The organism is Rhodococcus sp. Z13 (genome assembly GCF_025837095.1).
Classification (GTDB): domain Bacteria; phylum Actinomycetota; class Actinomycetes; order Mycobacteriales; family Mycobacteriaceae; genus Rhodococcus; species Rhodococcus sacchari.
The window spans coordinates 2,102,655-2,129,635 of the sequence record NZ_CP107551.1; the positions used below are offsets into that span (position 1 = coordinate 2,102,655).

At 71.8% G+C, this 26,981-nt stretch carries 25 protein-coding genes; 23 read left to right on the forward strand and 2 right to left on the reverse strand.

Annotated elements, in window-relative coordinates; genetic code table 11:
* Positions 1 to 37: 37 nt before the first annotated feature.
* The 3 genes from fmt to OED52_RS09680 all read left to right on the forward strand — a co-directional run bounded on the left by fmt (position 38) and on the right by OED52_RS09680 (position 3,480).
* On the forward strand, positions 38 to 961 hold the full coding sequence (fmt, locus tag OED52_RS09670; protein ID WP_264154408.1) for a methionyl-tRNA formyltransferase: 924 nt from the start codon (positions 38 to 40) through the stop codon (positions 959 to 961).
* Positions 958 to 2,466: an RsmB/NOP family class I SAM-dependent RNA methyltransferase gene (locus OED52_RS09675; protein ID WP_264154409.1), complete on the forward strand. Its 1,509-nt coding sequence runs from the start codon at positions 958 to 960 to the stop codon at positions 2,464 to 2,466. Before fmt ends, OED52_RS09675 begins: the two co-directional genes overlap by 4 nt.
* Before the next feature lie 69 nt (positions 2,467 to 2,535).
* Positions 2,536 to 3,480: a 1-phosphofructokinase family hexose kinase gene (locus tag OED52_RS09680; RefSeq protein WP_264154410.1), complete on the forward strand. Its 945-nt coding sequence runs from the start codon at positions 2,536 to 2,538 to the stop codon at positions 3,478 to 3,480.
* Here the strand turns inward: OED52_RS09680 and OED52_RS09685 are convergent.
* Positions 3,408 to 4,688 (reverse strand): glycosyltransferase 87 family protein, encoded by a 1,281-nt coding sequence (locus OED52_RS09685; RefSeq protein WP_264154411.1) that lies wholly within the window; start codon positions 4,686 to 4,688, stop codon positions 3,408 to 3,410. The two genes, OED52_RS09680 and OED52_RS09685, sit on opposite strands and share 73 nt — an antisense overlap.
* 96 nt (positions 4,689 to 4,784) lie before the next feature.
* Between OED52_RS09685 and rpe the strand changes: the two genes are divergently transcribed.
* The 18 genes from rpe (at position 4,785) to OED52_RS09775 (ending at position 23,837) form a co-directional block, all read left to right on the forward strand.
* Positions 4,785 to 5,468 (forward strand): ribulose-phosphate 3-epimerase, encoded by a 684-nt coding sequence (rpe, locus tag OED52_RS09690; protein WP_264154412.1) that lies wholly within the window; start codon positions 4,785 to 4,787, stop codon positions 5,466 to 5,468.
* Positions 5,465 to 6,484 carry a bifunctional diaminohydroxyphosphoribosylaminopyrimidine deaminase/5-amino-6-(5-phosphoribosylamino)uracil reductase RibD gene (gene ribD, locus OED52_RS09695; RefSeq protein WP_264154413.1) on the forward strand — a complete coding sequence of 340 codons (1,020 nt, stop codon included), beginning with the start codon at positions 5,465 to 5,467 and terminating at the stop codon, positions 6,482 to 6,484. The genes rpe and ribD overlap by 4 nt, the downstream gene beginning before the upstream one ends.
* Positions 6,485 to 6,518: 34 nt before the next feature.
* Positions 6,519 to 7,124: a riboflavin synthase gene (locus OED52_RS09700; RefSeq protein WP_264154414.1), complete on the forward strand. Its 606-nt coding sequence runs from the start codon at positions 6,519 to 6,521 to the stop codon at positions 7,122 to 7,124.
* Between the two features lie 74 nt (positions 7,125 to 7,198).
* Positions 7,199 to 8,449 (forward strand): bifunctional 3,4-dihydroxy-2-butanone-4-phosphate synthase/GTP cyclohydrolase II, encoded by a 1,251-nt coding sequence (locus OED52_RS09705; RefSeq protein ID WP_264154415.1) that lies wholly within the window; start codon positions 7,199 to 7,201, stop codon positions 8,447 to 8,449.
* Positions 8,449 to 8,931, forward strand: a complete 483-nt coding sequence (gene ribH / locus OED52_RS09710; protein ID WP_264154416.1) for a 6,7-dimethyl-8-ribityllumazine synthase — start codon at positions 8,449 to 8,451, stop codon at positions 8,929 to 8,931. Before OED52_RS09705 ends, ribH begins: the two co-directional genes overlap by 1 nt.
* Positions 8,928 to 9,431 carry a PH domain-containing protein gene (locus OED52_RS09715; protein ID WP_264154417.1) on the forward strand — a complete coding sequence of 168 codons (504 nt, stop codon included), beginning with the start codon at positions 8,928 to 8,930 and terminating at the stop codon, positions 9,429 to 9,431. Before ribH ends, OED52_RS09715 begins: the two co-directional genes overlap by 4 nt.
* A gap of 9 nt (positions 9,432 to 9,440) precedes the next feature.
* Positions 9,441 to 11,558 (forward strand): excinuclease ABC subunit UvrC, encoded by a 2,118-nt coding sequence (uvrC, locus tag OED52_RS09720; protein ID WP_264154418.1) that lies wholly within the window; start codon positions 9,441 to 9,443, stop codon positions 11,556 to 11,558.
* 110 nt (positions 11,559 to 11,668) lie between these two features.
* Positions 11,669 to 12,526, forward strand: a complete 858-nt coding sequence (rapZ, locus tag OED52_RS09725; RefSeq protein ID WP_264154640.1) for an RNase adapter RapZ — start codon at positions 11,669 to 11,671, stop codon at positions 12,524 to 12,526.
* The gene (locus OED52_RS09730; protein ID WP_318841920.1) at positions 12,523 to 13,572 is read left to right on the forward strand and encodes a gluconeogenesis factor YvcK family protein; all 1,050 of its coding nucleotides are present in this window, start codon (positions 12,523 to 12,525) and stop codon (positions 13,570 to 13,572) included. Before rapZ ends, OED52_RS09730 begins: the two co-directional genes overlap by 4 nt.
* Complete coding sequence (whiA, locus tag OED52_RS09735; protein WP_264154419.1) at positions 13,563 to 14,546, forward strand: DNA-binding protein WhiA; 984 nt, start codon at positions 13,563 to 13,565, stop codon at positions 14,544 to 14,546. Before OED52_RS09730 ends, whiA begins: the two co-directional genes overlap by 10 nt.
* Positions 14,547 to 14,677: 131 nt before the next feature.
* The gene (gene gap, locus OED52_RS09740; protein WP_264154420.1) at positions 14,678 to 15,694 is read left to right on the forward strand and encodes a type I glyceraldehyde-3-phosphate dehydrogenase; all 1,017 of its coding nucleotides are present in this window, start codon (positions 14,678 to 14,680) and stop codon (positions 15,692 to 15,694) included.
* Between the two features lie 33 nt (positions 15,695 to 15,727).
* On the forward strand, positions 15,728 to 16,939 hold the full coding sequence (locus OED52_RS09745) for a phosphoglycerate kinase (RefSeq protein ID WP_264154421.1): 1,212 nt from the start codon (positions 15,728 to 15,730) through the stop codon (positions 16,937 to 16,939).
* A 5-nt stretch (positions 16,940 to 16,944) separates the two neighbouring features.
* Positions 16,945 to 17,730, forward strand: a complete 786-nt coding sequence (gene tpiA / locus OED52_RS09750; protein WP_264154422.1) for a triose-phosphate isomerase — start codon at positions 16,945 to 16,947, stop codon at positions 17,728 to 17,730.
* Positions 17,731 to 17,838: 108 nt separating this feature from the next.
* Positions 17,839 to 19,056, forward strand: coding sequence for an MFS transporter (locus tag OED52_RS09755; RefSeq protein ID WP_264154423.1), 1,218 nt, complete (start codon positions 17,839 to 17,841; stop codon positions 19,054 to 19,056).
* 53 nt (positions 19,057 to 19,109) lie between these two features.
* Positions 19,110 to 19,343, forward strand: a complete 234-nt coding sequence (gene secG / locus OED52_RS09760) for a preprotein translocase subunit SecG (RefSeq protein ID WP_264154424.1) — start codon at positions 19,110 to 19,112, stop codon at positions 19,341 to 19,343.
* A 68-nt stretch (positions 19,344 to 19,411) separates the two neighbouring features.
* Complete coding sequence (ppc, locus tag OED52_RS09765; protein WP_264154425.1) at positions 19,412 to 22,174, forward strand: phosphoenolpyruvate carboxylase; 2,763 nt, start codon at positions 19,412 to 19,414, stop codon at positions 22,172 to 22,174.
* An 88-nt stretch (positions 22,175 to 22,262) separates the two neighbouring features.
* On the forward strand, positions 22,263 to 22,601 hold the full coding sequence (locus OED52_RS09770) for a YciI family protein (protein ID WP_264154426.1): 339 nt from the start codon (positions 22,263 to 22,265) through the stop codon (positions 22,599 to 22,601).
* Between the two features lie 3 nt (positions 22,602 to 22,604).
* On the forward strand, positions 22,605 to 23,837 hold the full coding sequence (locus OED52_RS09775) for an RNA polymerase sigma factor (protein ID WP_264154427.1): 1,233 nt from the start codon (positions 22,605 to 22,607) through the stop codon (positions 23,835 to 23,837).
* Here OED52_RS09775 and OED52_RS09780 read toward each other — a convergent pair.
* Positions 23,834 to 24,322, reverse strand: coding sequence for an SRPBCC domain-containing protein (locus OED52_RS09780; protein ID WP_264154428.1), 489 nt, complete (start codon positions 24,320 to 24,322; stop codon positions 23,834 to 23,836). The genes OED52_RS09775 and OED52_RS09780 overlap by 4 nt on opposite strands.
* Before the next feature lie 145 nt (positions 24,323 to 24,467).
* Here OED52_RS09780 and OED52_RS09785 point away from each other — a divergent pair, with 145 nt between their 5' ends.
* Positions 24,468 to 25,154: a hypothetical protein gene (locus tag OED52_RS09785; RefSeq protein WP_264154429.1), complete on the forward strand. Its 687-nt coding sequence runs from the start codon at positions 24,468 to 24,470 to the stop codon at positions 25,152 to 25,154.
* 1 nt (position 25,155) lies between these two features.
* Positions 25,156 to 26,925: a GMC family oxidoreductase N-terminal domain-containing protein gene (locus tag OED52_RS09790; protein ID WP_264154430.1), complete on the forward strand. Its 1,770-nt coding sequence runs from the start codon at positions 25,156 to 25,158 to the stop codon at positions 26,923 to 26,925.
* Positions 26,926 to 26,981 lie beyond the last annotated feature (56 nt).

Consider the following 26,981-nt stretch of genomic DNA (forward strand, 5'->3'; position numbering starts at 1 on the left):
CCCGCGCAGCATCTTCTCTCCCCGGCGGTGCTCTGACATGCGCGTGGTCTTCGCGGGCACACCCGAACCCGCCGTCCCGTCCCTGCTCCGGTTCATCGAGTCGTCCCGCCACGAGGTGGTCGCGGTCGTCACACGGCCCGACACCACCGCCGGCCGTGGCCGTAAGGTCGTGCGCTCCGCCGTCGGGAAGGTCGCCGACGAACACGGCATCGAGGTCCTCACCCCGGCGTCACCGCGCGACCCGGAGTTCGTCGCCCGCCTGACCGAACTCGCCCCCGACTGCTGTCCCGTCGTCGCTTACGGCGCGCTGCTCCCGCAGCACGTCCTCGACATCCCCACCCACGGCTGGGTCAACCTGCACTTCTCGCTGCTGCCCGCCTGGCGCGGCGCCGCACCGGTGCAGGCCGCCATCGCGGCCGGCGACGAGATCACCGGCGCGAGCACCTTCCGGATCGAGGTCGACCTCGACACCGGCCCGGTCTACGGGGTCGTCACCGAGACCATCCGCCCCACCGACACGGCCGGGGACCTGCTCGACCGCCTCGCCGACGCCGGCGCGAACCTGCTCGTGTCCACCCTCGACGGGATCGAGGACGGCATCCTCACCCCGGCCCCGCAATCCGCCGAGGGCGTGTCCTATGCACCCAAGGTCACCGTCGAGTCGGCGCGGGTCCAGTGGACGCTGCCGGCCCACGTCGTCGACCGGCGCATCCGCGCCGTCACCCCCGCGCCGGGCGCCTGGACCATGATCGGCGACCTGCGCGTCAAGCTCGGCCCGGTCACCGTCACCGAGGAGACACTCGAGCCGGGCGAACTCGAGATCCGCAAGAAGGCCGTGCTCGTCGGCACCGGCACCACCGCCGTGCAGCTCGGCACGGTCCAGCCGCAGGGCAAGAAGCCGATGGCCGCCACGGACTGGGCGCGCGGCGCCCGCCTCGACCCGAAGGTGCGTGCACAGTGACCGACACCGGCCGACCCCGCGGAGCGGGACGCAATCCCGGTGGCCGCGGCGGCCGGAACTCCGGCGGACGCACCGGCAGGAACACCGACCGCACGGGCAACGAGGGCAACCGCGCCGGAGGTGGCTCCGCGTCGCGCCGCCACCGCCGCCCGGCCCGCTCGGACGTCGACCCGGCCCGGATCGTCGCCCGCGACGTGCTGCGGGCCGTGCGCGAACGCGATGCCTACGCCAACCTGGTGCTGCCGACCCTGCTGCGGGAACGCAAGCTCGACGCGCGGGACGCCGCCCTCGCCACCGAACTGACCTACGGCGCCGCGCGCGCCCAGGGCCTGCTCGACGCCGTGATCGCCGACGCCGCCAACCGTCCCGTCGACGAGATCGACGGCGCCCTCCTCGACGTGCTGCGGCTCGGTGCCTACCAGCTGCTGCGCACCCGCGTCGCCCCGCACGCCGCGGTCGCGACGAGCGTCGACCTGGTGCGTTCCGAGTTCGGTTCCGGCCGCGCCGGTTTCGTCAACGCCGTGCTGCGCCGGGTGGGGGAGCGCACCGAGGAGGAATGGATCGACCGCCTCGCCCCCGACGCGGAGCGCGACCCCGTCGGCCACCTCGCCTTCCGCTACGCGCATCCGGTGTGGATCGCGCAGGCCTTCGCGCACGCGCTCGGCGCGGACGCCTCCGAACTGTCGGAGGTCCTCGCCGCCGACGACGCCCGGCCCATCGTGCACCTCGTCGCCCGGCCCGGCGTCATCACCGCCGAGGAACTCGCGCTCGTCACCGGCGGTGAGATCGGCCCGTGGTCGCCCTACGCCGTACACCTCGACCACGGCGATCCCGGCCGCCTCGAACCCGTCCGCGACGGCATGGCCGCCGTGCAGGACGAGGGCAGCCAGCTCGTCGCCCGCGCCCTGACCCTCGCGCCGCTGCAGGGCGAGGACCGGGGCCGCTGGCTCGACCTGTGCGCCGGACCGGGCGGCAAGGCCGCGCTGCTCGGCTCCCTCGCCGCCATCGACGGGTTCACCGTCGACGCCGTCGAACCCGTCGAGCACCGCGCCGAACTGGTCCGCAAGACCGCCCGCGACCTGCCGGTCACCGTGCACGTCGCCGACGGCCGCGAGCCCGGCCTCGAACCCGGCTACGACCGCATCCTCGTCGATGCGCCCTGCACCGGGCTCGGATCCCTGCGCCGGCGCCCCGAATCGCGGTGGCGGCGGCAACCCGGCGACGTCGCCGACCTCGTCCGGTTGCAGAAGGAACTGCTCGCCTCGGCGATCTCCCTGCTGCGCCCCGGCGGGGTGGTGCTCTACTCCACCTGCTCGCCGCACGTCTCCGAGACGGTCGCGGTGGTCTCCGACGCGGCGCGCCGACACGGTGTCGAACAACTCGACACCCGCGAACTCGTCCCCGGCGTACCCCGTGTGGGCGACGGCCCGGGGGTCCAGCTGTGGCCGCACCGGCACGGCACCGACGCGATGTTCATGGCGGCGCTGCGGAAACCGGTGAGCTGACGGCACACGGGCGAGGCACGCGGGTGAGGATCGTCGACGTTCCGGGCCGCGGCGCATAGGGTCGGACCCGTGCCCGACATCGTCACGCTGACCCTGAATCCGGCCCTGGACGTCACGACCTTCACCGACGCGGTCGTCCCGACCCGCAAGCTGCGCTGCGACGAGCCCCTCTACGACGCCGGTGGCGGCGGCGTGAACGTCGCGAAGGTCGCGCGGGTGCTCGGCGTATCGGCTGCCGCGGTCTACCCGGCGGGTGGGGCGCGCGGCGAGCAGATGAGCGGTCTGCTCGACGACGACCGGATCGAGGAGCACATCGTCCCGATCGCCGGGTCCACCCGCGAGTGCTTCACCGCCATCGACCGCACCAGCGGCCAGGAGTACCGTTTCGTCACCCCGGGCCCGGAACTGACGGCCGAGGAGCAGGAACGCTGCCTCGCCACCCTCGAGAAGGTCGCCGAGGGCGCGAAGTTCGTGGTGGCCAGCGGCAGCTTCCCGCCCGGCGTGCCCGGCACCTTCGTGCGCCGGATCGCCGTGGTGGCCCGCGAGGCCGGTGCCCGCTTCGTCCTCGACTCCTCGGGCGATGCGCTGACCAGCATCGACTCGGGTGTCTTCCTCGTCAAACCCAGCCTCGACGAACTGTGCGAGTGGGCCGGGCGGGACCTGCCGACCACCGGCGAACAGGTCGCCGCCGCCCGGGAACTCGTCACCTCGGGTGTCACGGAGGTCGTCGTGGTGTCCCTCGGCGCGGACGGCGCGATCCTGGTCACCGCCGACGAGGCCGTGCACGTCCCGGCCCTGGCCGTGAAGGTGCGCAGCGCGGTCGGCGCCGGCGACAGCATGGTCGCCGGTCTCGTCGTGGGACTGCTGCAGGAGCGGTCGCTGTACGACGCGCTCGCCCTCGGCACCGCCTGCGCCACCGCGGCGCTGCTCACCGCGGGCAGTCACGTCTGCCGGCGCGAGGACATCGACCGGTTCGACGTGCTCGCGCGGGCCACTCGCTCGGCCACGCGGTAGCGCAGCAGCACGGCCGCGACGGTGGCGGCGAAGAGCAGGGGATAGGCGCACTGCAGAAGGGTGCGCAGCACCGGTTCGGCGGGCGTCATGAAGATGCCGATCGCCACCACCCCGTCCGGATAGGAGCGGTACCAGGCGAGCAGGGGCACGACCACGGCCGCCGGCAACAGGTAACCCCACCAGCGCCGCCACCGCGCGGCCCGGTCCAGGCACACCACGAGCAGCGGCACGGTCCACACCCAGTGGTGTCCCCACGAGAACGGGGAGACCATCGGTGCGGTCAGTCCGCACAGGGTCAGCGCCGGCAACTGCTCCCCGTGCCGGTGGGCGAGGCGGGCGGCCCACAGTCCGGCGGCCGCGACCAGCGCCGCGCACAGCAGCCACGCCCACACCGGGGGCTCCTCGGTGTGCAGGGCGCGGGCGAGGATCCCGCGGATCGACTGGTTCGCGGGGGAGGAGATCAGCCCGATGCGGTCCGACCGCACGATCGCGTCGGTGAAGTACGTCCAGGCGTCGGAGAAGATCACCACGAAGCCGGCGAGCACGGTCGCGGCGAAGGTGACCGTCGCGACGAGCGCTGCGCGCCACTGCCGTACCACCGCGAGGTAGAGGACGAAGAAGGCGGGGGTCAGCTTCAGGCCCGCGGCCAGGCCCACCCCGATGCCGCGCAGCCGCGCGGTCTCCGGCCGGGTCAGATCCCACAGCACCAGCACCAGCAGCACCAGGTTGATCTGCCCCAGCCAGACGGTCATGCGCACCGGTTCGAGCCAGGTGCACGCCACCGCCAGCCCCAGGCTCACGACCCGCATCCGGGTGGTGTCCGCGTACCCGAGGGCCCGCCAGCTCAGCCACACCGCCAGGTACAACAGCACCGCGTTCGTCACGTGCGTGACGAGGAAGGTGGCGGGGACCGACAGCACCGACAGCGGCACGAAGACCAGCGCCGCGAAGGGCGGATAGGTGAAGGGCAGCAGGTCGAACAGTACGAAGCCGTACAGCGGCTCCGAGGTGCGCACGGTCCACCCGCCGTGGCGGTAGACCACCGCGTCGACCGCGTTGCCGAACAGGCCGTAGTGGCCGCTGAAGCCGAGCAGTCGATCGTGCGCGAGGAAGGCACCCAGGGCGAGGAGGAGGGCGACGGCCGGCCACCAACGGGGCAGCAACGCCCCCTCGGGGGTCGCGCGTTCGTGTTCCCGCTGCTCGCTCACACTCCGAACCTAGGCTGACAGTCTCGCAGAGCGGCGCATTTCGGCAGGCCGCCCGGCGCGCGCCGACCGTCACGCACCGCACTAGACTCGATCGACGTGGCCCACCCGATGATCGCTCCCTCGATTCTGTCCGCGGACTTCGCCCGCCTCGCCGACGAGGCGCAAGCCGTCGCCGGTGCCGACTGGCTCCACGTCGACGTCATGGACGCGCACTTCGTGCCGAACCTCACCCTCGGCCTGCCCGTCGTGCAGTCGCTGCTGAAAGCGACCGACATCCCGCTCGACTGCCACCTGATGATCGAGGACCCGGGCCGCTGGGCGCCGCCCTACGCCGAGGCGGGCGCCCACAACGTGACCTTCCACGCCGAGGCCGCCGACGATCCCGTCGCCGTCGCCCGCGACATCCGCGCCGCCGGCGGCAAGGCCGGGCTGTCCGTCAAGCCCGGCACGCCCATCGAGCCCTATCTCGAGATCCTGAAGGAATTCGACACGCTCCTGGTGATGAGCGTCGAACCCGGCTTCGGTGGTCAGTCCTTCATCCCCGATGTCCTCGACAAGGCCCGCAAGGTGCGACGTCTCGTGGACTCGGGTGAACTGCGCCTGCTCGTCGAGATCGACGGCGGTATCAACCCCGACACCATCGAGCAGGCCGCCGAGGCCGGCGTCGACTGCTTCGTCGCGGGTTCGGCCGTCTACGGCGCCGCGGACCCCGGTGAGGCCGTCCGCAAGCTGCGCGCGCAGGCCGGGGTCGCATCCCCGCACCTCTCCCTCGCGCCGTGACGGCACCCGGGATCACCGAGGCGCTGCAGTTCGCGCTCGACGCCTCGGAGTCCGTACGCGGCACCACGAGCCCGAATCCGCCCGTGGGCGCGGTGATCCTCGACGCCGACGGGCGGATCGCCGGGGTCGGGGCCACGGCACCTCCGGGCGGCCCGCATGCCGAGGTCCGCGCGCTGGCCGCGGCCGGTGACCGGGCCCGCGGCGGCACCGCCGTCGTCACCCTCGAACCGTGCAACCACACCGGCCGCACCGGGCCGTGCGCGCAGGCGCTCATCGCCGCGGGCATCCGGACCGTGTACTACTCGGTGCCCGACCCGAACCCCATCGCCGGGGGCGGCGCCGACACCCTGCGCGCCGCCGGGATCACGGTGCACCCCGGTCTCGGGGCCGAGGCCGTCCTCCAGGGGCCGCTGCGCGCCTGGCTGCACCGGCAGCGCACCGGCCGGCCGCACGTGACGTGGAAGTTCGCGGCGTCCCTCGACGGCCGCAGCGCCGCGGCGGACGGCACGAGCAAGTGGATCTCCGGTCCCGAATCGCGTGCGCGCGTGCACGATCAGCGCAGCCGCCTCGACGCGATAGTCGTCGGCACCGGCACCGTCCTCGCCGACGACCCGTGGCTGACCGCCCGGCTGCCCGACGGTGAACTCGCCCCGCACCAGCCGCTGCGCGTGGTGGTCGGCACCCGTGAGATCCCCACCTCCGCACGGGTTCTCGACGACGCCGCCCCGACGCTGGTGCTGCGCACCCACGACGTGCAGGAGGTGATCGCCGCGCTCGGTGACCATCCCGACGTGCTGCTCGAGGGCGGCCCGCGGCTCGCCGGGGCGTTCCTCGCCGCGGGCTGCGTCGACCGCATCCAGGCCTACATCGCCCCGGTCCTGCTCGGGGCCGGGACGGCCGCAGTCGAGGACGCGGGCGTGAGCACGATCGCCGAGGCGCTACGGTTCCGTCGGGAGCGCGTCGAGACGGTCGGCTCCGATGTGCTGTTGAGTCTCGTCCCGGAACGGGACGCGTGAGCCCGGTCCCCGATCGGGAGTGAAGGAGCGGAACATGTTCACCGGCATCGTCGAGGAACTGGGTGAGATCGTCGCCAAGGAGGATCTCGCCGACGCGGCGCGGTTCACCGTGCGCGGACCGTTGGTGACCTCCGACGCCAAGCACGGCGACTCGATCGCCGTCAACGGCGTGTGCCTGACCGTCGTCGACGTCCTCGACGGCGGCAGCTTCACCGCCGACGTGATGCTGGAGACCCTGAACCGCTCGTCGCTGGGGCAGCTCGCCGTCGGCGGCCGGGTCAATCTCGAACGCGCCGCGGCGCTGAACAGCCGGCTCGGCGGGCACCTCGTGCAGGGCCACGTCGACGCCACCGGCACCGTGCTGTCGCGCACCCCCTCGGAGAACTGGACGGTCGTGCGCATCGCGCTGCCGGCCGAGATCTCCCGCTACGTGGTCGAGAAGGGATCGATCACGGTCGACGGTGTGTCCCTGACGGTCTCGGGGCTCGGCGGCGAGCCGGGCGAGGAGTGGTTCGAGATCTCGCTGATCCCCACCACCCTGGCGCTGACCACGCTCGGGACCGCCGAACCGGGCACCCTCGTCAACCTCGAGGTCGACGTGATCGCCAAGTATGTGGAGCGCCTGCAGAACGCGCGATGACGCGTCGTAGTGTGGAGCACGACAAATGGACGCGGAGCCCGAGTCGTCCGGATAGAGAGTTGGAGTCCAGGGAAGTGACGAGGTTCGACACCATCGAGCGCGCGGTCGCCGACATCGCCGCCGGTAAGGCGGTCGTCGTGGTCGACGACGAGGACCGTGAAAACGAGGGCGACCTCATCTTCGCCGCGGAGAAGGCGACGCCCGAACTCGTGGCGTTCATGGTCCGCTACACCTCCGGGTACCTGTGCGTGCCCCTGGACGGCGAGGACTGCGACCGCCTCGGCCTTCCTCCCATGTACAGCATCAACCAGGACAAGCACGGCACCGCCTACACGGTGACCGTCGATGCGAAGGAAGGCATCGGCACCGGTATCTCCGCCGCCGACCGCGCCACCACCATGCGGCTGCTCGCCGACCCGAACAGCACCGCCCAGGACTTCACCCGCCCCGGCCACGTGGTGCCGTTGCGCGCCAAGGAAGGCGGCGTGCTGCGCCGCCCCGGCCACACCGAGGCGGCCGTCGACCTCGCCCGCATGGCCGACCTGCGTCCCGCCGGCGTCATCTGCGAGATCGTCTCGCAGAAGGACGAGGGCCAGATGGCCCGCACCGACGAGCTGCGCGTGTTTGCCGACGAGCACGAGCTCGCGATGATCTCCATCGCCGACCTCATCGCGTGGCGCCGCAAGCACGAGAAGCACGTCGTGCGGGTCGCCGAGGCGCGCATCCCCACCCGGCACGGCGACTTCACCGCGGTCGGCTACCAGAGCATCTACGACGAGGTCGAGCACGTTGCGCTGGTCCTCGGCGACATCGCCGGACCGGACGGCGACGGCTCCGACGTGCTCGTGCGCGTCCACTCCGAGTGCCTGACCGGAGACGTCTTCGGCTCCCTGCGCTGCGACTGCGGCCCCCAGCTCGACGCTGCCCTCGAGATGGTCGCCGCCGAGGGCCGCGGTGTCGTGCTCTACATGCGCGGCCACGAGGGCCGTGGCATCGGCCTGATGCACAAGCTGCAGGCCTACCAGCTGCAGGACGCCGGCTCCGACACCGTCGACGCCAACCTGCAGCTCGGCCTGCCCGCCGACGCCCGCGACTACGGCATCGGCGCGCAGATCCTCGTCGACCTCGGCATCACCTCCATGCGGCTGCTGACCAACAACCCCGCCAAGCGCGTGGGACTGGACGGCTACGGCCTGCAGATCACCGAGCGGGTGCCGATGCCGCTGCGCGCGAACCGCGAGAACATCACCTACCTGCGCACCAAGCGCGACCGCATGGGCCACGACCTGATCGGGCTCGACGAATTCGACGAGGGAGACGCCTGATGAGCGGCGAGGGCCTGCCCGAACTCCAGCTCGCCGACGCCGCCGGGCTGCGCCTGGCGATCGTCGCCGGCAGCTGGCACGCCGAGATCTCCGACGCGCTGATCGCCGGTGCGCGACGCGTCGCCGAGGAGGCCGGCATCACCGACGTCACGCTCGAACGGGTCGCCGGCGCGATCGAGCTGCCCGTCGTCGCACAGCAGCTCGCCCGCACCCACGACGCCGTCGTCGCCCTCGGTGTGGTCATCCGTGGCGGCACCCCGCACTTCGAGTACGTGTGCGACGCCGTCACCTACGGCCTGACCCGGGTGTCGCTCGACGAGAGCACCCCGGTCGGCAACGGTGTGCTCACCACGGACACCGAGCAGCAGGCCCGCGACCGGGCCGGCCTGCCCGGCTCTGCCGAGGACAAGGGCGGCCAGGCCTGCGCTGCCGCGCTCGACACCGCCGTGACCCTGCGGCGGCTGCGAGGGGCGTCGAATTGACCGACACCGGGACCGGCTGGGATCTCGAGGTTCACCCGGCGAAGATGCGCCGCTGGGTGATCGCCGGGGCGGCCGTGGTGTTCGCCCTGCACGTCTTCGTGGCACTGGTGCTCCGCGCCGGTGGCGACACCGGCGTGCACCTGCGGCTCGCCGACCAGATCGCCATCCTCGTCATCGGTGTCGCGCTCTCCGGCGCGATCCTGCTGTTCACCCGGCCGCGGCTGCGCGCCGGGGCGGACGGGGTGGCCGTCCGCAACGTCGTCGCCGAGCGGCTGATCCCGTGGCAGGACGTCCGCGGCCTGTACTACGACCACGACGCGCCCTGGGCCCGTCTGGAACTGCCGTTCGACGAGTACGTGCCCGTCGTCGCCATCCAGTCGCGCGACGGGGAGGCTGCGGTGGACGCCCTCGAGCGGTTCCGGCAGCTCGAGGCCCGCTACGCCCCGGCCGGCGGGACACCCACCACCGACGACGGCAGCGGCGTCGGGGGCGGCGACTAGCCTGGACCCGTGCCCGACCCCTCGACATACCGCCCCGCCCCCGGCACCATCCCCACGGAGCCGGGGGTGTACAAATTCCGCGACCCCCACGGCCGGGTCGTCTACGTCGGCAAGGCCAAGAGTCTGCGCTCACGCCTGAACTCCTATTTCGCCGACATCGCCTCGCTGCACCCGCGTACCCGGCAGATGGTCACCACCGCGGGCAGCGTCGAGTGGACGGTGGTGCGCACCGAGGTCGAGGCGCTCCAGCTCGAGTACAACTGGATCAAGGAGTTCGATCCGCGGTTCAACGTCCGCTACCGCGACGACAAGACCTACCCGATGCTCGCGGTCACCCTCGACGAGGAGTATCCGCGGCTGTTCGTCTACCGCGGCCCGCGCCGCAAGGGCGTGCGCTATTTCGGTCCCTACTCCCACGCGTGGGCGATCCGCGAGACCCTCGACCTGCTGCTGCGGGTGTTCCCCTCGCGCACCTGCTCGGCCGGGGTGTTCAAGCGGCACACCCAGATGGACCGGCCCTGCCTGCTCGGCTACATCGACAAGTGCTCGGCGCCGTGCGTCGGGCGCGTCTCCGCCGCGGAGCACCGCCGCATCGTCGAGGACTTCTGCGACTTCCTCGCCGGCCGCACGGACCGCCTCGTCCGCGACGTGGAGAAACGGATGCAGGCTGCCGCCGAGGAACTGGACTTCGAGGCCGCGGCGCGGCTGCGCGACGACCTCGGCGCGCTGCGCAAGGCCCTCGAGAAGCAGGCCGTGGTGCTCGGCGACGGCACCGACGCCGACCTCGTCGCCTTCGCCACCGACGACCTCGAGGTGGCGGTGCAGGTCTTCCACGTCCGCGGCGGGCGCGTGCGGGGTCAGCGCGGTTGGGTCGTCGAGAAGTCGGGAGACGTCCTCGACCGCCCCGAGGATCGCGACACTCCGCCGGAGACCGACGCAGCCGGTGCCGGTGCAGCCGGTGCCGACGCCGAGGAGACGTCACTGCTCGTCGAGCAGTTCCTCACCCAGTTCTACGGCGAGGAGGCCGCCCTCGACACCGGGGACGACACCGCGAGCGAGACCAGCGCGGTGCCCCGCGAGGTGCTCGTGCCCGCCCTGCCGCCGGACCCGGAGGAGATGAGTCGGTGGCTCGCCGGCCTGCGCGGTGGACCGGTCCGGCTGCGGGTGCCGCAGCGCGGCGACAAGAAGGCCCTCGCCGAGACCGTCGAACGCAACGCGAAAGAGGCTCTCGCCCAGCACAAACTGCGCCGCGCGGGTGACTTCAACGCCCGCTCCGCGGCCCTGCAGGGCATCCAGGAGGCCCTCGACCTCGACACCGCGCCGCTGCGCATCGAGTGCGTCGACATCAGTCACGTGCAGGGCACCGACGTCGTCGCCTCGCTCGTCGTGTTCGAGGACGGATTGCCCCGCAAGTCGGACTACCGCCACTACGCGATCAAGGAGGCCGCCGGCGACGGACACAGCGACGACGTCGCCTCCATCGCCGAGGTGACCCGGCGCCGCTTCCTGCGCCACAACCGCGACCTCGCCTCGGAGACCAACGGGGGCGACCTCGCTCCCGCGGCCGCGCTCGACCCCGCCACGGGCCGGCCCCGCCGGTTCGCCTACCCACCGAACCTGTTCGTCGTCGACGGCGGTGCCCCGCAGGTCGCGGCCGCCGCGGAGGTACTCGAGGAGCTCGGGGTCACCGACGTCGCGGTCGTCGGACTCGCCAAGCGACTCGAGGAGGTGTGGGTGCCGGGGGAGGAGGATCCGGTGATCCTGCCGCGCACCAGTGAGTCGCTGTTCCTTCTGCAGCGCATCCGCGACGAGGCGCACCGCTTCGCGATCACCTACCACCGCAGCAAGCGGTCCAAGCGGATGACGGCCTCCGCCCTCGACGGCGTGCCCGGCCTCGGTCCCACCCGCCGCAAGGCGCTCGTCACCCATTTCGGGTCCGTCGCCCGGTTGCGGGAGGCGAGCATCGAGGAGATCACCGCCGTGCCGGGGATCGGCCGGGTCACCGCCCGCGCCGTGCTCGACGCGCTGCGCGGCCCCGAAGCCGGGGTCGCGGATGCAGGCGACACGCCGGTGGGCGATGATGGCTCCGTCGGCGTGTCGGGAGTACGAGCGGAGTCTGAACAGTGACCGGAACGAGTCGGATCCCCGAGGCAACGGGCGCGAACGACGGGCAGCGCGCTGCTGAACAGGATGCGCAGCGCGCTGCTGAACAGGATGCGCAGCGCGCCGCGGAGGTCATCGTGGTCACCGGCCTGTCCGGCGCGGGCCTGAGCACCGCGGCCACCGCCCTCGAGGACCTCGGGTGGTACGTGGTCGAGAACCTGCCCCCGCAGCTGGTGTCGTCGATGATCGACCTCGCCGTGCAGGCTCGGCCGCCCCTGCAGCGCCTCGCCGTCGTGATGGATGTGCGCAGCCGGCTGTTCACCGGCGACCTCGAACGGGTCGTTGTCGACCTCGCATCGCGGCCGGTGCGGACCCGCGTGCTGTTCCTCGAGGCCACCGACCAGGTGCTCGTGCGGCGCTTCGAGCAGGTGCGACGCAGCCACCCGCTGCAGGCCGACACCGCCGACCGCACCCTTTCGCGCGGCATTGCCGTCGAACGGGCCCAGCTCGCACCCATCAAGGGCGCCGCCGACCTGGTCATCGACACCTCGGCGCTGTCCGGTCCGGAACTGCGCCGCAAGATCGAGGCGGCCTTCGGTGACGCAGGTTCCGACACCATCCAGGTCACCGTCGAGTCCTTCGGATTCAAGTACGGCCTGCCGATGGACTCCGATCTCGTCTGCGACGTGCGGTTCCTGCCCAATCCCCACTGGATCGCCGAACTGCGCCCGCACACCGGGCAGGACGCCGCGGTCCGCGACTATGTACTCTCCCGCGACGGTGCCGAGGAGTATCTCGCCACCTACCATCGGCTGCTCGATCTGACAGCGGCCGGTTACCGTCGGGAGGGGAAGCGTTACATGACGATCGCGGTCGGATGCACCGGAGGAAAGCACCGCAGCGTGGCGATGGCGGAGGCGCTCGCCGCCAGACTCGAACGCGAACCCGACCTCACGGTGAACGTCGTCCACCGGGACCTGGGGCGCGAGTGAGCACGCCGGCGTCCCCGAACCCCGCCGAGACCCCGACCGAGACGACCCGCCCCGACCCGGCGATCGTGGCCCTCGGCGGCGGTCACGGCCTGTACGCGACCCTCAGCGCCGTCCGGCGGCTCAGCGAGAAGGTCACCGCGGTGGTCACCGTCGCCGACGACGGGGGTTCCTCCGGCCGGCTGCGCGCCGAACTCGGCGTCGTACCGCCCGGCGACCTGCGGATGGCGCTGTCGGCGCTGTCCGGTGAGGCCGTCGAACAGCAGGTGTGGACCGAGACCGTCCAGCACCGCTTCGGCGGCACCGGCGCCCTGGCCGGACACTCGGTCGGCAACCTGATCCTTGCCGGGCTCACCGAGGTCACCGGCGACATCGTCACCGCCCTCGACATGCTCGGGCGGGTCCTCGACGTGCGCGGCCGGGTACTGCCCATGTCCCCGATCCCGCTCGACATCGAGGCCGACGTGTCGGGTCTGGAATCGGATCCGCGGGTGAGCCGCTGCATCCGCGGGCAGGTCGCCGTCGCGACCACCCCCGGCAAGGTGCGCCGGGTGCGTCTGATCCCCGCCGATCCACCGGCCTGCACGCCCGCGCTCGACGCCGTGTGCGAGGCCGACCTCGTCGTGCTCGGACCCGGATCGTGGTTCTCCAGCGTCATCCCGCACGTCCTCGTCCCCGATCTGCACGAGGCGCTGCTGCACACGAAGGCTCTGAAGGTGCTCGTGCTCAACCTCGCCGCCGAACCGGGGGAGACCGCCGGATTCTCGGCCGAACGGCACCTGCACGTTCTCGCGCAGCACGCCCCCGATTTCCGGGTGGACCATGTCGTGGTGGATGCTGCCTCGGTACCGGAGGGCAGCGAACGCGAGCACCTGTGCCGCTCCGCGGCGCGGTTCGGCGCGCAGGCGTCGTTCGTCGACGTCGCCGAGACCGGTACCCATCGACACGACCCCGCCAAGTTGGCGGTGGCACTGGAAACATGTCTGTCCTCCCGCGCAGGGCTCGCCGCTGCGCGTGGGGACGGAAGGGAGATCGTCTCGTGGCTATGACAGCGGAGGTCAAGGACGAGCTGAGCCGGTTGTCGGTCACCCGGACCAGCAACCGGCGGGCCGAGGTGTCCGCGCTTCTGCGCTTCGCCGGCGGTCTGCACATCGTCGCCGGCCGCGTCGTCGTCGAGGCCGAGGTCGACCTCGGGTCGATCGCCCGCCGCCTGCGCCGTGAGATCTTCGAGCTGTACAACCTCCAGGCCGAGATCCAGGTCCTCGGTGCCAGTGGACTGCGGAAGAACTCCCGCTACGTGATCCGCGTCGCCAAGGACGGCGAGGCCCTCGCCCGGCAGACCGGTCTGCTCGACGGCCGCGGCCGTCCTGTGCGGGGCCTGCCCGCACAGGTGGTCGGCGGCAGTGTCTCCGACGCCGCCGCGGCCTGGCGCGGCGCCTTCCTCGCGCACGGTTCGCTCACCGAACCCGGCCGCTCCTCGGCGCTCGAGGTCAGCTGTCCCGGCCCGGAGGCGGCGCTCGCCCTCGTCGGTGCGGCCCGCCGCCTCGGCGTCACCGCCAAGGCCCGCGAGGTGCGCGGCGCCGACCGCGTCGTCATCCGCGACGGCGAGGCCATCGGTGCGCTGCTCACCCACATGGGAGCCCAGGACACGCGACTGGTGTGGGAGGAACGGCGCATGCGCCGCGAGGTGCGCGCGACCGCGAACCGGCTCGCGAACTTCGACGACGCCAACCTGCGCCGCTCCGCGCGGGCGGCCGTCGCCGCGGCGGCGCGCGTCGAACGCGCCCTCGAGATCCTCGGCTCCGACGTGCCCGACCATCTCGCCGCCGCCGGAGCGCTGCGGGTGCAGCATCGCCAGGCGTCGCTCGAGGAACTCGGGCAGCTCGCGGATCCCCCGATGACCAAGGACGCCGTCGCCGGACGCATCCGGCGGCTGCTGTCGATGGCCGATCGGCGGGCGAAGGAACTGGGTGTCCCCGATACCGAGTCGGCGGTGACCGCCGAGTTGCTGGACGACGCCTAGAGGCGCAGGCTGGGAGCGGAGTTCCGCAGCAACAGGGCGGCTCTCCGATAGCTCCCCCATGGAGGGGTCCCTGCACATTAGGGTGGGGGCCACGAGCACCACCATCCGATACTGCGCAAAGGAGCATCATTGTGACTGTCCGCGTAGGCGTGAACGGATTCGGCCGCATCGGGCGCAACTTCTTCCGGGCGGTGGAGGCACAGAAGGCGCTCGGCGCCACCGACATCGAGGTCGTCGCCGTCAACGATCTCACCGACAACGACACTCTCGCAACGCTCCTGAAATACGACTCGATCCTCGGTCGCCTCGACGAGGACGTGCGCGCGGACGGCGAGGACATCATCGTCGGCGACCGCAGGATCAAGGCCCTGTCGATCAAGGACGGCCCCGCCGCCCTGCCGTGGGGTGAACTGGGAGTCGACGTCGTCGTCGAGTCCACCGGCATCTTCACCGACGCCGCCAAGGCGAAGGGCCATCTCGACGCCGGTGCCCGCAAGGTCGTCATCTCCGCGCCCGCCAAGGGCGAGGACATCACCATCGTCATGGGCGTCAACGACGACAGGTACGACGGCTCGCAGAACATCATCTCCAATGCCTCCTGCACCACGAACTGCCTCGGCCCGCTCGCCAAGGTGCTCAACGACGAGTTCGGCATCGTGCGCGGCCTGATGACCACCGTCCATGCCTACACGCAGGACCAGAACCTGCAGGACGGTCCGCACAAGGATCTGCGCCGGGCCCGTGCCGCCGCGTTGAACATCGTCCCGACCGGCACCGGTGCGGCCAAGGCCATCGGCCTGGTCCTGCCCGAGCTCCAGGGCAAGCTCGACGGATACGCGCTGCGCGTGCCGGTCCCGACCGGCTCGGTCACCGATCTGACCGCGACCCTGGCGAAGCAGGCCACCGTCGACGAGGTCAACGCCGCGTTCGAGGCCGCCGCTGAGGGGCCGCTCAAGGGCCTGCTGAAGTACAACACCGACCCGATCGTGTCCTCCGACATCGTCACCGACCCGCATTCGACGATCTTCGATGCGCCGCTCACCCGGAGCATCGACGATCAGGTGAAGGTCGTGGCCTGGTACGACAACGAGTGGGGATACTCGAACCGCCTCGTCGACCTCATCGGACTGGTCGGCGAGTCGCTCTGAAAAACAACACACACCGAACAGGACCTCCGAATAGTGGCAGTACAGACTCTGAAGGATCTTCTCGACGCCGGCGTCGAGGGCCGTGGCGTGCTGGTGCGCTCCGACCTCAACGTGCCCCTCGACGGCTCGACGATCACCGATCCCGGCCGCATCCTCGCGTCCGCACCGACGATCCGGACGCTGGCCGAGGCCGGCGCGAAGGTCGTCGTCACCGCGCATCTCGGCCGCCCCAAGGGCGAGCCGGATCCGAAGTTCTCGCTCGCGCCCGTCGCCGCGAAGCTCGGTGAGGTGCTCGGCCGCAACGTTCAGCTCGCCGGCGACGTCGTCGGGCAGGACGCCCTGGCCCGGTCCGAGGGCCTGACCGACGGCGACATCCTCCTGCTCGAGAACGTCCGCTTCGATCCGCGCGAGACCAGCAAGGACGAGGCGGAGCGCCAGGCCCTCGCCCGCGAGCTCGTCGAGCTCGTCGGTGAGGACGGCGCGTTCGTCTCCGACGGTTTCGGTGTGGTGCACCGCGCACAGGCCTCGGTCTACGACGTGGCGAAGCTGCTCCCGCACTACGCGGGTGGTCTCGTCGCTGCGGAGGTCGACGTGCTCGCCAAGCTCACCACCGACCCCGAGCGTCCCTACGCTGTGGTGCTCGGCGGCTCGAAGGTCTCCGACAAGCTCGGGGTCATCGAGGCGCTCGCCCCCAAGGTCGACACGCTCGTCATCGGTGGCGGCATGTGCTTCACCTTCCTTGCGGCCCAGGGCTACCCGGTCGGCACCTCGCTGCTCGAGGAGTCGATGATCGACACCTGCAAGCAGCTGCTCGAGCAGTTCGCCGACGTCATCCACATCCCGCAGGACGTGGTGGTCGCCGACAGGTTCGCCGCCGATGCACAGTCGCAGACCGTCGCGGCCGACGCCATCCCGGACGGATGGATGGGCCTCGACATCGGACCGGAGTCGGTGCAACGGTTCGCCTCGCTGCTCGGCTCGGCGAAGACGATCTTCTGGAACGGCCCGATGGGCGTGTTCGAGTTCGACGCCTTCGCGGCCGGCACCAAGGGCGTCGCCGAGGCCATCATCGAGGCCACCGGCAAGGGCGCGTTCAGCGTCGTCGGCGGTGGCGACTCCGCGGCGGCCGTGCGGTCGCTCGGACTCGGTGAGGACGGCTTCTCGCACATCTCCACCGGCGGCGGTGCCTCCCTCGAGTACCTCGAGGGCAAGGAACTGCCCGGCATCGCGGTGCTGGAGGGCTGACGGGAATGGCGCGCAAGCCGCTCATCGCGGGCAACTGGAAGATGAACCTCAACCATCTCGAGGCCATCGCTCTGGTGCAGAAGATCGCGTACACCCTGCCCGAGAAGTACCTCGAGAAGGTCGACGTGACGGTTCTCCCGCCGTTCACCGACCTGCGGTCGGTGCAGACCCTGGTCGAGGGCGACAAGCTGGGCCTGACCTACGGTGCGCAGGACCTGTCGGTGCACGACTCGGGGGCCTACACCGGGGAGATCTCCGGTGCGATGCTCGCCAAGCTCGGCTGCACCTTCGTGGTGGTCGGGCACTCCGAGCGGCGCACGCTGCACGGCGAGACCGACGAGACCGTCCGCGACAAGGCCAAGGCCGCCCTGCGCCACGGGCTCACCCCGATCGTGTGCATCGGCGAGGGCCTCGACGTCCGTGAGGCGGGCGACCACGTCGCGTACAACGTCGAGCAGCTGAAGAACTCGCTCGCCGGACTGTCCGCCGACGAGATCGCGAAGATCGTCGTCGCGTACGAGCCGGTCTGGGCCATCGGCACCGGCAAGGTCGCCTCGGCGGCCGACGCCCAGGAGGTGTGCGCCGCGGTGCGCGCCACCCTCGCCGAGATCGCCTCCGAGGACGTCGCGGCTTCGGTCCGCGTCCTGTACGGCGGATCGGTCAACGCCAAGAACGTCGGCGAGCTCATCGCTCAGCCCGACATCGACGGTGGCCTCGTCGGTGGGGCCTCCCTCAAGGCCGACGAGTTCGCCCAGCTGTCGGCGATCGCCGCAGGCGGTCCGCTGCTCTAGCGGACACGGGGCACCGCCCGTGGGGCGCAGGATCCGAATGGTCCTGCGCCCCACGGCATTTCGAACAACGATCGATTGCGAACCGGGAGAACCGGACGAGAGGACGACGTGAGCACGGGAACCACCGGGACGAGACCGACACCGGACCTGCGCACCACCGTCCTCGGGTTGCTGGCCCTGCTGCTCGTCGCCGCGTGCCTGCGCCCGGCGATCACCGGCGTCGGCCCGCTCCTCGACGGGATCGGCGCCGACACCGGCCTCGGCAGTACCGGCCTCGGTCTGCTCGGCGCCGTCCCTCTGCTGTGCTTCGCCGGTGTCTCACCCTGGATCCACCGTCCCGCCGTGCGTTTCGGGGTGCACCGCACCGTGCTCGTCGCGATGCTCGTGCTCACCGCCGGGATCGTGCTGCGCTCGGTACCCGGCACGCCGTGGCTGTGGCTCGGCACCGTCGCGATCGGCTGCGGGATCGGCGTCGGCAACGTGCTGCTGCCCGCCGTCGTCAAACGCGACTACGCCGACCGCCTCGCGACCGTCACCGGTGTGTACTCGTCGGTGACCACCGGGGCCGCCGGCCTGGGCTCCGGCGTCGCCGTCCCGCTCGCCGTGGCCACCGGCGACTGGCGTCTCGCCCTCGCCGCGTGGGCACTGGTCTCCCTGCTCGCCGCCGGGGTGTGGGCCTGGCGGGGCCGGCTCGTGCCCACCCCGCCCGTCCCGGTGCCCACCGCGGGTGCGCCCGCCGAACGCTCCATGTGGCGGTCCCCGCTGGCCTGGCAGGTCACCGCGTTCATGGGTCTGCAGTCGACCACCTTCTACCTGCTGGTCACCTGGTTGCCGTCGATCGAGCAGGCTCTCGGCGTCGACCGCGTCGCCGCCGGCTGGCACCTGTCGCTGTACCAGGTGATCGGCATCGGGTCCGGTCTCGCCGCCACCGCCGCGATGGGCCGCCGGCGCCGCCACAGCGCGCTCATCGCGGGCAACGCCGCCGCCCTCGCCGTCGCGATGGGGGGCATGCTCGTCGCTCCGGGTGCGGTCCTGCTGTGGGTCCTCCTCGCGGGCGTCAGCAGCGGCGCGAGTTTCGTGCTGGCCCTGTCGCTGTTCGGGCTGCGCACCCGCACCGTCGCCCAGACCGCCCGGCTGTCCGGCATGGCCCAGGCGGTCGGCTACCTCCTCGCCGCCACCGGACCGTTCGCCGCCGGTGTGCTCGTCGACCTCACCGGCTCCTGGACACCCGCCCTGCTCCTCGTCGCCGCCTGCGCGATCGCGATGGCGATCGTCGGAGCGTTCGCCGGCCGCGACCGGTACACCCACGGCGTCGCATCCCGCTGACCGGGTAAGCTGACGCCGACGTCATCCACCATCGAAGGACACCGAACGCCGACATGGAACTGTTCCTGGACATCCTGCTGATCGTCACCAGCCTGCTGCTGATCCTGCTGGTGCTGCTGCACCGCGGTAAGGGCGGTGGCCTGTCCAGCCTGTTCGGTGGCGGTGTCCAGTCCAGCCTGTCCGGGTCCACGGTCGCCGAGAAGAACCTCGACCGGCTCACCGTCTTCGTCGGTCTGGTCTGGGTGATCTCGATCGTCGGCATCGCCCTGCAGATCAAGTACAGCTGACCGTCACGACCGGTGGGTGAGCGGCCGTTCCGGTCGCATATCCGCCCGGCGCCACCGATACTGGCGGCATGACGGACACCGTGCCCGCATCCGCCACCGAACCCCTCCGCGAGGACATCCGGCTGCTCGGAGGCATCCTCGGCCGGGTCGTCCGAGACCAGGCGGGCGAGGAGACCTTCGACCTCGTCGAGACCGCCCGTGTCACGAGCTTCGCGATCCGCCGCTCCGAGACGGACCGCGCCGAACTCGCCCGGCGCTTCACCGACGTCCCCACCGACGACCTCATCCCGGTCGCCCGCGCCTTCAGCCACTTCGGTCTGCTCGCCAACCTTGCCGAGGACCTGCACCGCGAACGCCGCCGCGCCCTGCACGTCCGCGCCGGCGACCCACCCCAGGACAGCTCCCTCGCCGCCACCTACGCCAAACTCGACGCGGCCCGCGCGCGGCTCGACACCGACACCGTCACCGACGCGCTCGCCCACGCCCTCGTCGCCCCGGTCGTCACGGCGCATCCCACCGAGACCCGCCGCCGCACCGTCTTCGACGTCCAGACCGCCGTCACCGAGCTCATGCGGCGCCGCGAGCGCACCGACGACCCCGGCGAACTCGACACGATCGACCGTGCCCTGCACCGGCACATCCTCACCCTCTGGGACACCGCCCTGATCCGCCTGGCGCGCCTGCGCATCAGCGACGAGATCGACAACGGCCTGCGCTACTACGACATGGCCTTCTTCGACGTCGTGCCCACCCTCAACGCCGAGGTCCGCCGCGAACTGCGTTCCCGCTGGCCCGACGCCGCCGTGCTCACCGAACCCCTGGTGCGACCCGGCAGCTGGATCGGCGGCGACCGCGACGGCAATCCCAACGTCGACGCCCGGGTCGTCACCACCGCCGCGAACCGGGCGTGCGCGACCGCGCTGCGCCACCACCTCACCGAACTGGCCGCGCTCGAACGCGAACTGTCGATGTCCGAACGCACCACCACCATCACCGGCGCCCTGCGCGATCTCGCCGACATGTCCGGCGACGACGATCCCGCCCACAGCGACGAACCGTATCGCCGTGCCGTCCGCGGCATCCGGGCCCGCCTGACCGCCACCGCGCACCGGCTGCTGCCCGACGCCGATCTCCCGCACACCGTGCCCGGCGAGTGGGAGCCCTATCCCACCCCCGCTCGGCTGCACGCCGACCTCGACATCATCGACGCGTCGCTGCGCGCGGGCGGCGCCGCCGTGATCGCCGAGGACCGGCTCGCCCGGCTGCGCGGCGCCGTCGAGGTCTTCGGCTTCCACCTCGCGCCCCTGGACATGCGCCAGAACTCCGAGGTGCACGAGAAGGTGATCGCCGAACTGTTCGCGTGGGCCGGGGTCACCGACCGCTACCGGGAGATGCCCGAGAAGGACCGGGTCGCGCTGCTCACCGCCGAACTGCGCATCCGCCGCCCCCTGACCACCCCCGACGCGCAGCTGTCCGAGGAGACCGCCAAGGAACTCGGCATCCTGCGCGCCGCCGCGGAGGTCGTCCGCCGCATCGGGCCCGCGGCGATCGAGCACTACATCATCAGCATGTGCACCTCGGTGTCCGACCTGCTCGAAGTCGAGGTGCTGCTCAAGGAGGTCGGCCTGCTCGACCTCGACCGCGGCTATCCCCGCAGTACCGTGCAGGTCATCCCGCTGTTCGAGACCATCGACGACCTGCGCGGGGGAGCAGCGACCCTCACCGCCGCCCTCGCCGTCCCCGAGTTCCGCAGCCTCGTCGACGGCCACGACGGACTGCAGGAGGTCATGCTCGGCTACTCCGACTCCAACAAGGACGGTGGCTATCTCGCCGCGAACTGGGCGCTCTACCGCGCCGAACTCGACCTGGTGAAAGCCGCCCGCGAGGCCGGGATCCGGCTGCGCCTGTTCCACGGCCGCGGCGGCACCGTCGGCCGCGGCGGCGGACCGAGCTACGACGCGATCCTCGCCCAACCCCCGGGTGCGGTGCAGGGCTCGCTGCGGCTGACCGAACAGGGCGAGGTCATCGCCGCGAAGTACCGCGAACCCGTACTGGCCCGCCGCAACCTCGAGGCCCTCGTCGCCGCCACCCTCGAATCCAGCCTGCTCGACGTCGAAGGACTCGGCGCGGACGCCCCGGAGGCCTACGCGATCCTCGACGACCTCGCCGAACGGGCACGCCGCGCCTACGCCCGGCTCGTGCACGAGACCCCCGGCTTCGTCGACTACTTCACCACTGCGACCCCCGTCTCCGAGATCGGGGCCCTGAACATCGGCAGCCGCCCCGCCTCCCGCAAACCCACCCGGTCCATCGCCGACCTGCGGGCCATCCCGTGGGTGCTGGCCTGGACCCAGAGCCGGGTGATGCTGCCCGGCTGGTACGGCACCGGCACCGCGGTGAGCGAATGGATCGGCGACGATCCCGCCCGGCTCGCGACCCTCCAGGATCTCTACCGGCGGTGGCCCTTCTTCCGCTCGGTGCTGTCGAACATGGCGCAGGTGATGGCGAAGTCCGATCTCGGGCTCGCCGCCCGCTACGCCGACCTCGTCGAAGACGTCGAGCTGCGCGAACGGGTCTTCGGCAGCATCACCGCCGAGCACGCCCGCACCGTCGAGGTGTACGAGCAGATCACCGGGTACGACTCGCTCGTCGCCGACAACCCCGCACTCGAACGGTCGCTGCACAACCGCTTCCCCTATCTCGAACCGCTCAACCACCTGCAGGTCGAGCTGCTGCGCCGCTTCCGCGCCGGGGAGGACACCGACCGGGTGCGGCGGGGAATCCAGATCACCATGAACGGCCTGGCCACCGCGTTGCGCAACAGCGGCTGAGAAATTCTTCCGGCGAGGTGTCGATCCGGCCCCGTCCCGTTCGTCGTAGAGGTGCAGGACGAACATCCCACCGACAGGAGCGACCGCCATGAAGTACATGCTGTTGATCTACGCGTCCACCACCGACGAACCGAGCTGCACCGTCGAGGACTGGCAGGACTACGAGAAGGCCATGCGCGATGCCGGAGTCCTCGTGTCGGGCCACGCCCTGCAGGACCTCGTCACCGCCACCACCGTGCAGGTCGACGCGGACGGGCGCCGCACCGTCACCGACGGACCCTTCGCCGAGACCCGCGAGGTCCTCGGCGGCTACGACGTCATCGACGTCGGCAGCCTCGACGAGGCGCTCGACTGGGCGGCACGCTGCCCCGGCTCACGGGACGGCGGCAAGGTCGTCGTCCGCCCCATCGCCGACTTCGGGGACTGAGCGGTGGGGGAGCCGGCCGCGGCCGTCGAGGCGGTCTTCCGGGAGGAACACGGCCGGCTCCTCGCCGCACTCGTCCACCGGTTCGGCGACCTCGACCTCGCCGAGGAGGTCGCCTCGGACGCGCTCGAGGCCGCCCTCGTCCACTGGCCCGTCGACGGGGTACCCGAGCGCCCCGGCGCGTGGCTTCTCACCACTGCCCGGCGCAAGGCCCTCGACCGGGTGCGCCGCGACCGCACCCACGCCACCCGCCTCGCCGAACTCGCCGTCGACACCGAACGCCGCGCGCACACCGACATCCCGGTGCGTGGGGACCTGCCCGACGATCGGCTCGAACTGTTTTTCACCTGCGCCCACCCGGCCCTGAACGCCGACGACCGGGTCGCCCTGATCCTGCGCTGCCTCGGTGGACCGACCACCGCCGAGGTCGCCCGTGCCTTCCTCGTCCCCACCACCACGATGGCCCAGCGCATCGTGCGCGCCAAGAAACGGATCCGCGGGGCACGCATCCCCTTCCGGGTACCCGCCGCGGACGAGCTGCCCGAACGCCTGCCGGTGGTGCTCGCGGCCCTGTACTCGATCTTCACCGAGGGTCACACCGCCAGCAGCGGCGACCGACTCCAGCGCGTCGACCTCGCCGACGAGGCGATCCGCCTGACCCGGATCCTGCACCGGTTGATGCCGGACCAGCGGGAGGTCACCGGCCTGCTCGCGCTGCAACTGCTCGTCCACGCCCGCCGCGACCCGTCCGGTGGGATCGTGCTGCTCGACGAACAGGACCGCACCCGCTGGGACCGCGACCTGATCGACGAGGGGACCGTGCTCGTCGAACAGGCCCTGACCGGCGGTCCGCCCGGTCCGTACGCGGTGCAGGCCGCCATCGCCGCGCTCCACGACGAGGCACCCGACGCGGCCTCGACCGACCGGGCGCAGATCGTCGCGCTCTACGACGTGCTCCTTGTCCTCGCGCCGTCCCCGATCGTCGCGGCGAACCGTGCCGTGGCCGTGGCGATGCGCGACGGACCGCAGGCGGGTCTGGACCTGCTCGACGCGCTGGCCGACGACCCCGTGCTCCGCGAGCACGGTCCCTTCCACGTCGCGCGCGGCGACCTGCTGCTCCGGCTCGGCCGCACCACCGACGCCCGGATCGCCTATCGGCGCGCCCTCGACCTCGTCGGCACCGAACCGGAGCGGCGACACCTCCGCCGGCAACTGGACGGGACCCGGCGGTCCGGCTAGCGGTACTCGTCGACGAGGTCCAGATAGTCGAGCCAGCGCGGCGGCCGCACGTGCCGCAACGCCGCGTCGAGGCGGTCGAGATAGTACTGCCAGCCCGGACCGACCTCCCCGACCTCCGAGCGCGGCACGTGGCGGTGCCGGAACTCCAGCGCCGTCACCGGCCCGGAGGCGCGTAACGCGATCTCCAGCAGCCATCCGTCGAGATCGACCGCGAGGGCCGTGGGTGGGGCACACCGCAGGATCCGCACGTCCGTCGTCGCACTGTCGACGTCGTCGTGCGTGGTCAGCCGCACCCGGCCCGAGGCCGGATCGCCGGTGTAGGTGCCGAACCACTCGTCCAGCCCCTCGGGCGAGGCGAACATCGACCACACCGTGCCCACCGGCAGCGTGAAGGTCCGGTGGTAGTGCAGCGTCACCAGCGAGGCGCCGTCCGGGCAGTCGCTCTCGGGTCGCACCTCGCCGGGGATCGTCGTCGGAGTACCCATCGCGCCCTCTCGTCGTACACGGCGGACACCTCGATTGTCGTGCACCCGGCGCGTCCGCGTGCCGGGTTACCGGGCGAACCCCCGCCAGTCTCGTACGCTGCAGCCTCGTACGCTGCAGCACCGAGAACCGACGAGGAGGAGACCGGTGGACGACCGGATGGACGAGGCCGGGCAGTGGACCAGGCGACGTTTCCTCGCTGGAACGGCCGCGACGATGCTCGCCCTGGTGGGCACCGCCGCGACGTTCGCCCGTGAGGTCCGGGCGCAACCCACCGAGACGGCACCCCCGGTCCGCGACACCGTCTGCGCGGTCCTGGCGTTCGTCGCGCCCGGCAACGACCCCTGGTCGCGGCAGCAGGGCGTGTGGACCGACCGGCCGGGCGGAGCGACCGCCGGAGCCACGGCCTGCCTCGAACGCACCCTGGACCAGGCCTCACCCATGCCGCTGCTGGGACCCGAGGCCGGCAACCTCCCGGGTGCCGCGGCGATCGCGGTGCTGCTCAACACCTTCGCGGTGACCGCCGACGTCCGCTCGGTCGCGGGACCGTTCGCGGCGCCGTTCGCGAACCTGAGCCACGCGGCCAAAGCGCAGGTCTTCGAATGGCTCGACACCGATCCCCGATTCGAGGGACTCGTGCTGAAGTTCGTGGTCAACGCGATCCCCACCCTGGCCGCGTTCGCGGCGTTCTCCGAGACCTCCGCCTTCGACCCGGATCGGCGGGAACTCATCGGACGGCCGGTGGGCTGGGAACTGACCGGCTACGCCGGTCCGAGCGACGGCTGGGACGAATTCCTCGGCTACTACGGCGGACTCGATCGGGTGGAGGACTGAGGTGACCGACGTCATCGTCATCGGCGCGGGCGGCGGTGGTCCCGTCGTGGCCAAGGAACTCGCGGCGCGCGGCCTCGACGTGCTCGTCCTCGAGGCCGGACCCCGGTTCGCCGACCCCGAATCGGAGTGGACACACTTCGAGGACGACGCGAACAACCCGATCACGGGCCTGTTCCGGCACGGTCCCGGCGACCGCACCCGCACCCCGTGGCTGCGCGACCTGCCCCAGAACTCGTTCGTCTGGCAGGTGTCCGGCGTCGGCGGCACCACCCTGCACTACTTCGGCAACTCACCGCGGGCGGTGCCCGGGGTGTTCGCCGGTTACGACGGCGCCGACCGCGAGATGTACGACACCGCACACGTCTTCCCGTTCGGCTACGACGACCTGCGCCCCTACTACGAGTGGGTGGAGGCGACCCTGCCGGTGCAGACCGCCCCGATGGGCACCAAGGAACAGGTCTTCCTGCGCGGCGCCGCCGCGCTCGGCTTGCCGCACCAGAGGACCCGCGACACCTCCGGCCCGGGCCACCGCGCCCAGCAGAACGCGGTCCTGCAACCCGGCGGCACCGCCGGCCGCACCCGCGACCCGGCGCGCCTGCATCACCCCGAGGCCCGGGGCTGCACCATGTGCGGGCACTGCTATCAGGGCTGCTACCTGCCGTTGGGGGCACCGCGGAACCTCAAGGCCAAACGCTCCACCGACAACTCGTACGTCCCGATGATGCTCACCGCCGATGCCTGGTCCCCGCACGGTCGGCCCGTCACGCTGGTGACCGACGCGGTGGTCTCGCAGATCCTTGTCGAGGAGGTGAACGGCGAGACCGTCGCGCGCGGCGTGCGATTCACCGCCGACGAGGAGGAACACGAGGCCACCGCCCGGGTCGTCGTGCTCGCCGCGGGCTGCGTCGAGAGCCCCCGCCTGTGGCTGAACTCGGACCTGCCGAACCCCAACGGATGGGTGGGCCGCGGCCTCACCGACCATCACATGGACCTCGTCGTCGGGGTGTTCGACGAGTACACCGGCCAGACCCGCGGGGCGGGGTCCAACGCGCGCGTCGACCTGCCAGGCTACGGCGGCATCGAACAGGTGGGCCTGCCCCCGGCGCTGCTCGCCTACGGACTGAACTACAGCGACTCCGGCATCCACGGCCACGGGCGGGCCGGGGGAGTCGTCGACACCGCCGGGGCCGACGGACTCGGCCGGCTCGTCGGCCGCGACCTGCTGGACACGATGGCCGACGCCGACCGGGTGCTCACTGCGCTCGTCATCACCGACGACGACGTCGAAGCCGACAACCGGGTGACCCTGTCGTCGGTGCTGTTCCCCGACGAGGCAGGCCTCGCGCCCCGGGTGACCGTGCGGCACCGCCGCCGGTCGGACCGCACCCGCCGCAACCGGGAACACGTCACCCGCACCGCGGTCGAACTGATGCGGGCCGCCGGGGCGAGACGCGTGCACCGCTGCGACTGGCCGCCGCTGATCCTGCACGCCCAGTCCAGCATGCGGATGGGAACGAGCGAGGATGATTCGGTGCTCGGCCCCGACGCCGAGGCACGGTGGGTGCGGCGGCTGTTCGTCGCAGACAACTCGGCACTCGCGAACAGCCTCGGTGGCCCCAACCCCACACTGACCACCCAGGCGCTCGCCACCCGCACCGCGGAGCGGATCTTCGCGAAGTACTTCGACGGCGATGCGTGGGTGGGGCGCGAGAACCCCGTCTCGTCGATCGACGACCGGGTCACCGCTGCGGTGCTCGACCGCGGCCTCTGACCGCACCTGCAGGCGTTCTTCTCCCGAAACGGAACCGACCGGCCCTCCCGTGCGTC

Coding starts and splice junctions, on each gene's coding strand:
- ppc (WP_264154425.1), top strand. CDS start 19,412: ATGACGGACACCGTGCCCGCATCCGCCACCGAACCCCTCCGCGAGGAC.
- ribH (WP_264154416.1), top strand. CDS start 8,449: ATGAGCGGCGAGGGCCTGCCCGAACTCCAGCTCGCCGACGCCGCCGGG.
- secG (WP_264154424.1), top strand. CDS start 19,110: ATGGAACTGTTCCTGGACATCCTGCTGATCGTCACCAGCCTGCTGCTG.
- OED52_RS09780 (WP_264154428.1), bottom strand. CDS start 24,322: ATGGGTACTCCGACGACGATCCCCGGCGAGGTGCGACCCGAGAGCGAC.
- OED52_RS09770 (WP_264154426.1), top strand. CDS start 22,263: ATGAAGTACATGCTGTTGATCTACGCGTCCACCACCGACGAACCGAGC.
- OED52_RS09700 (WP_264154414.1), top strand. CDS start 6,519: ATGTTCACCGGCATCGTCGAGGAACTGGGTGAGATCGTCGCCAAGGAG.
- tpiA (WP_264154422.1), top strand. CDS start 16,945: ATGGCGCGCAAGCCGCTCATCGCGGGCAACTGGAAGATGAACCTCAAC.
- fmt (WP_264154408.1), top strand. CDS start 38: ATGCGCGTGGTCTTCGCGGGCACACCCGAACCCGCCGTCCCGTCCCTG.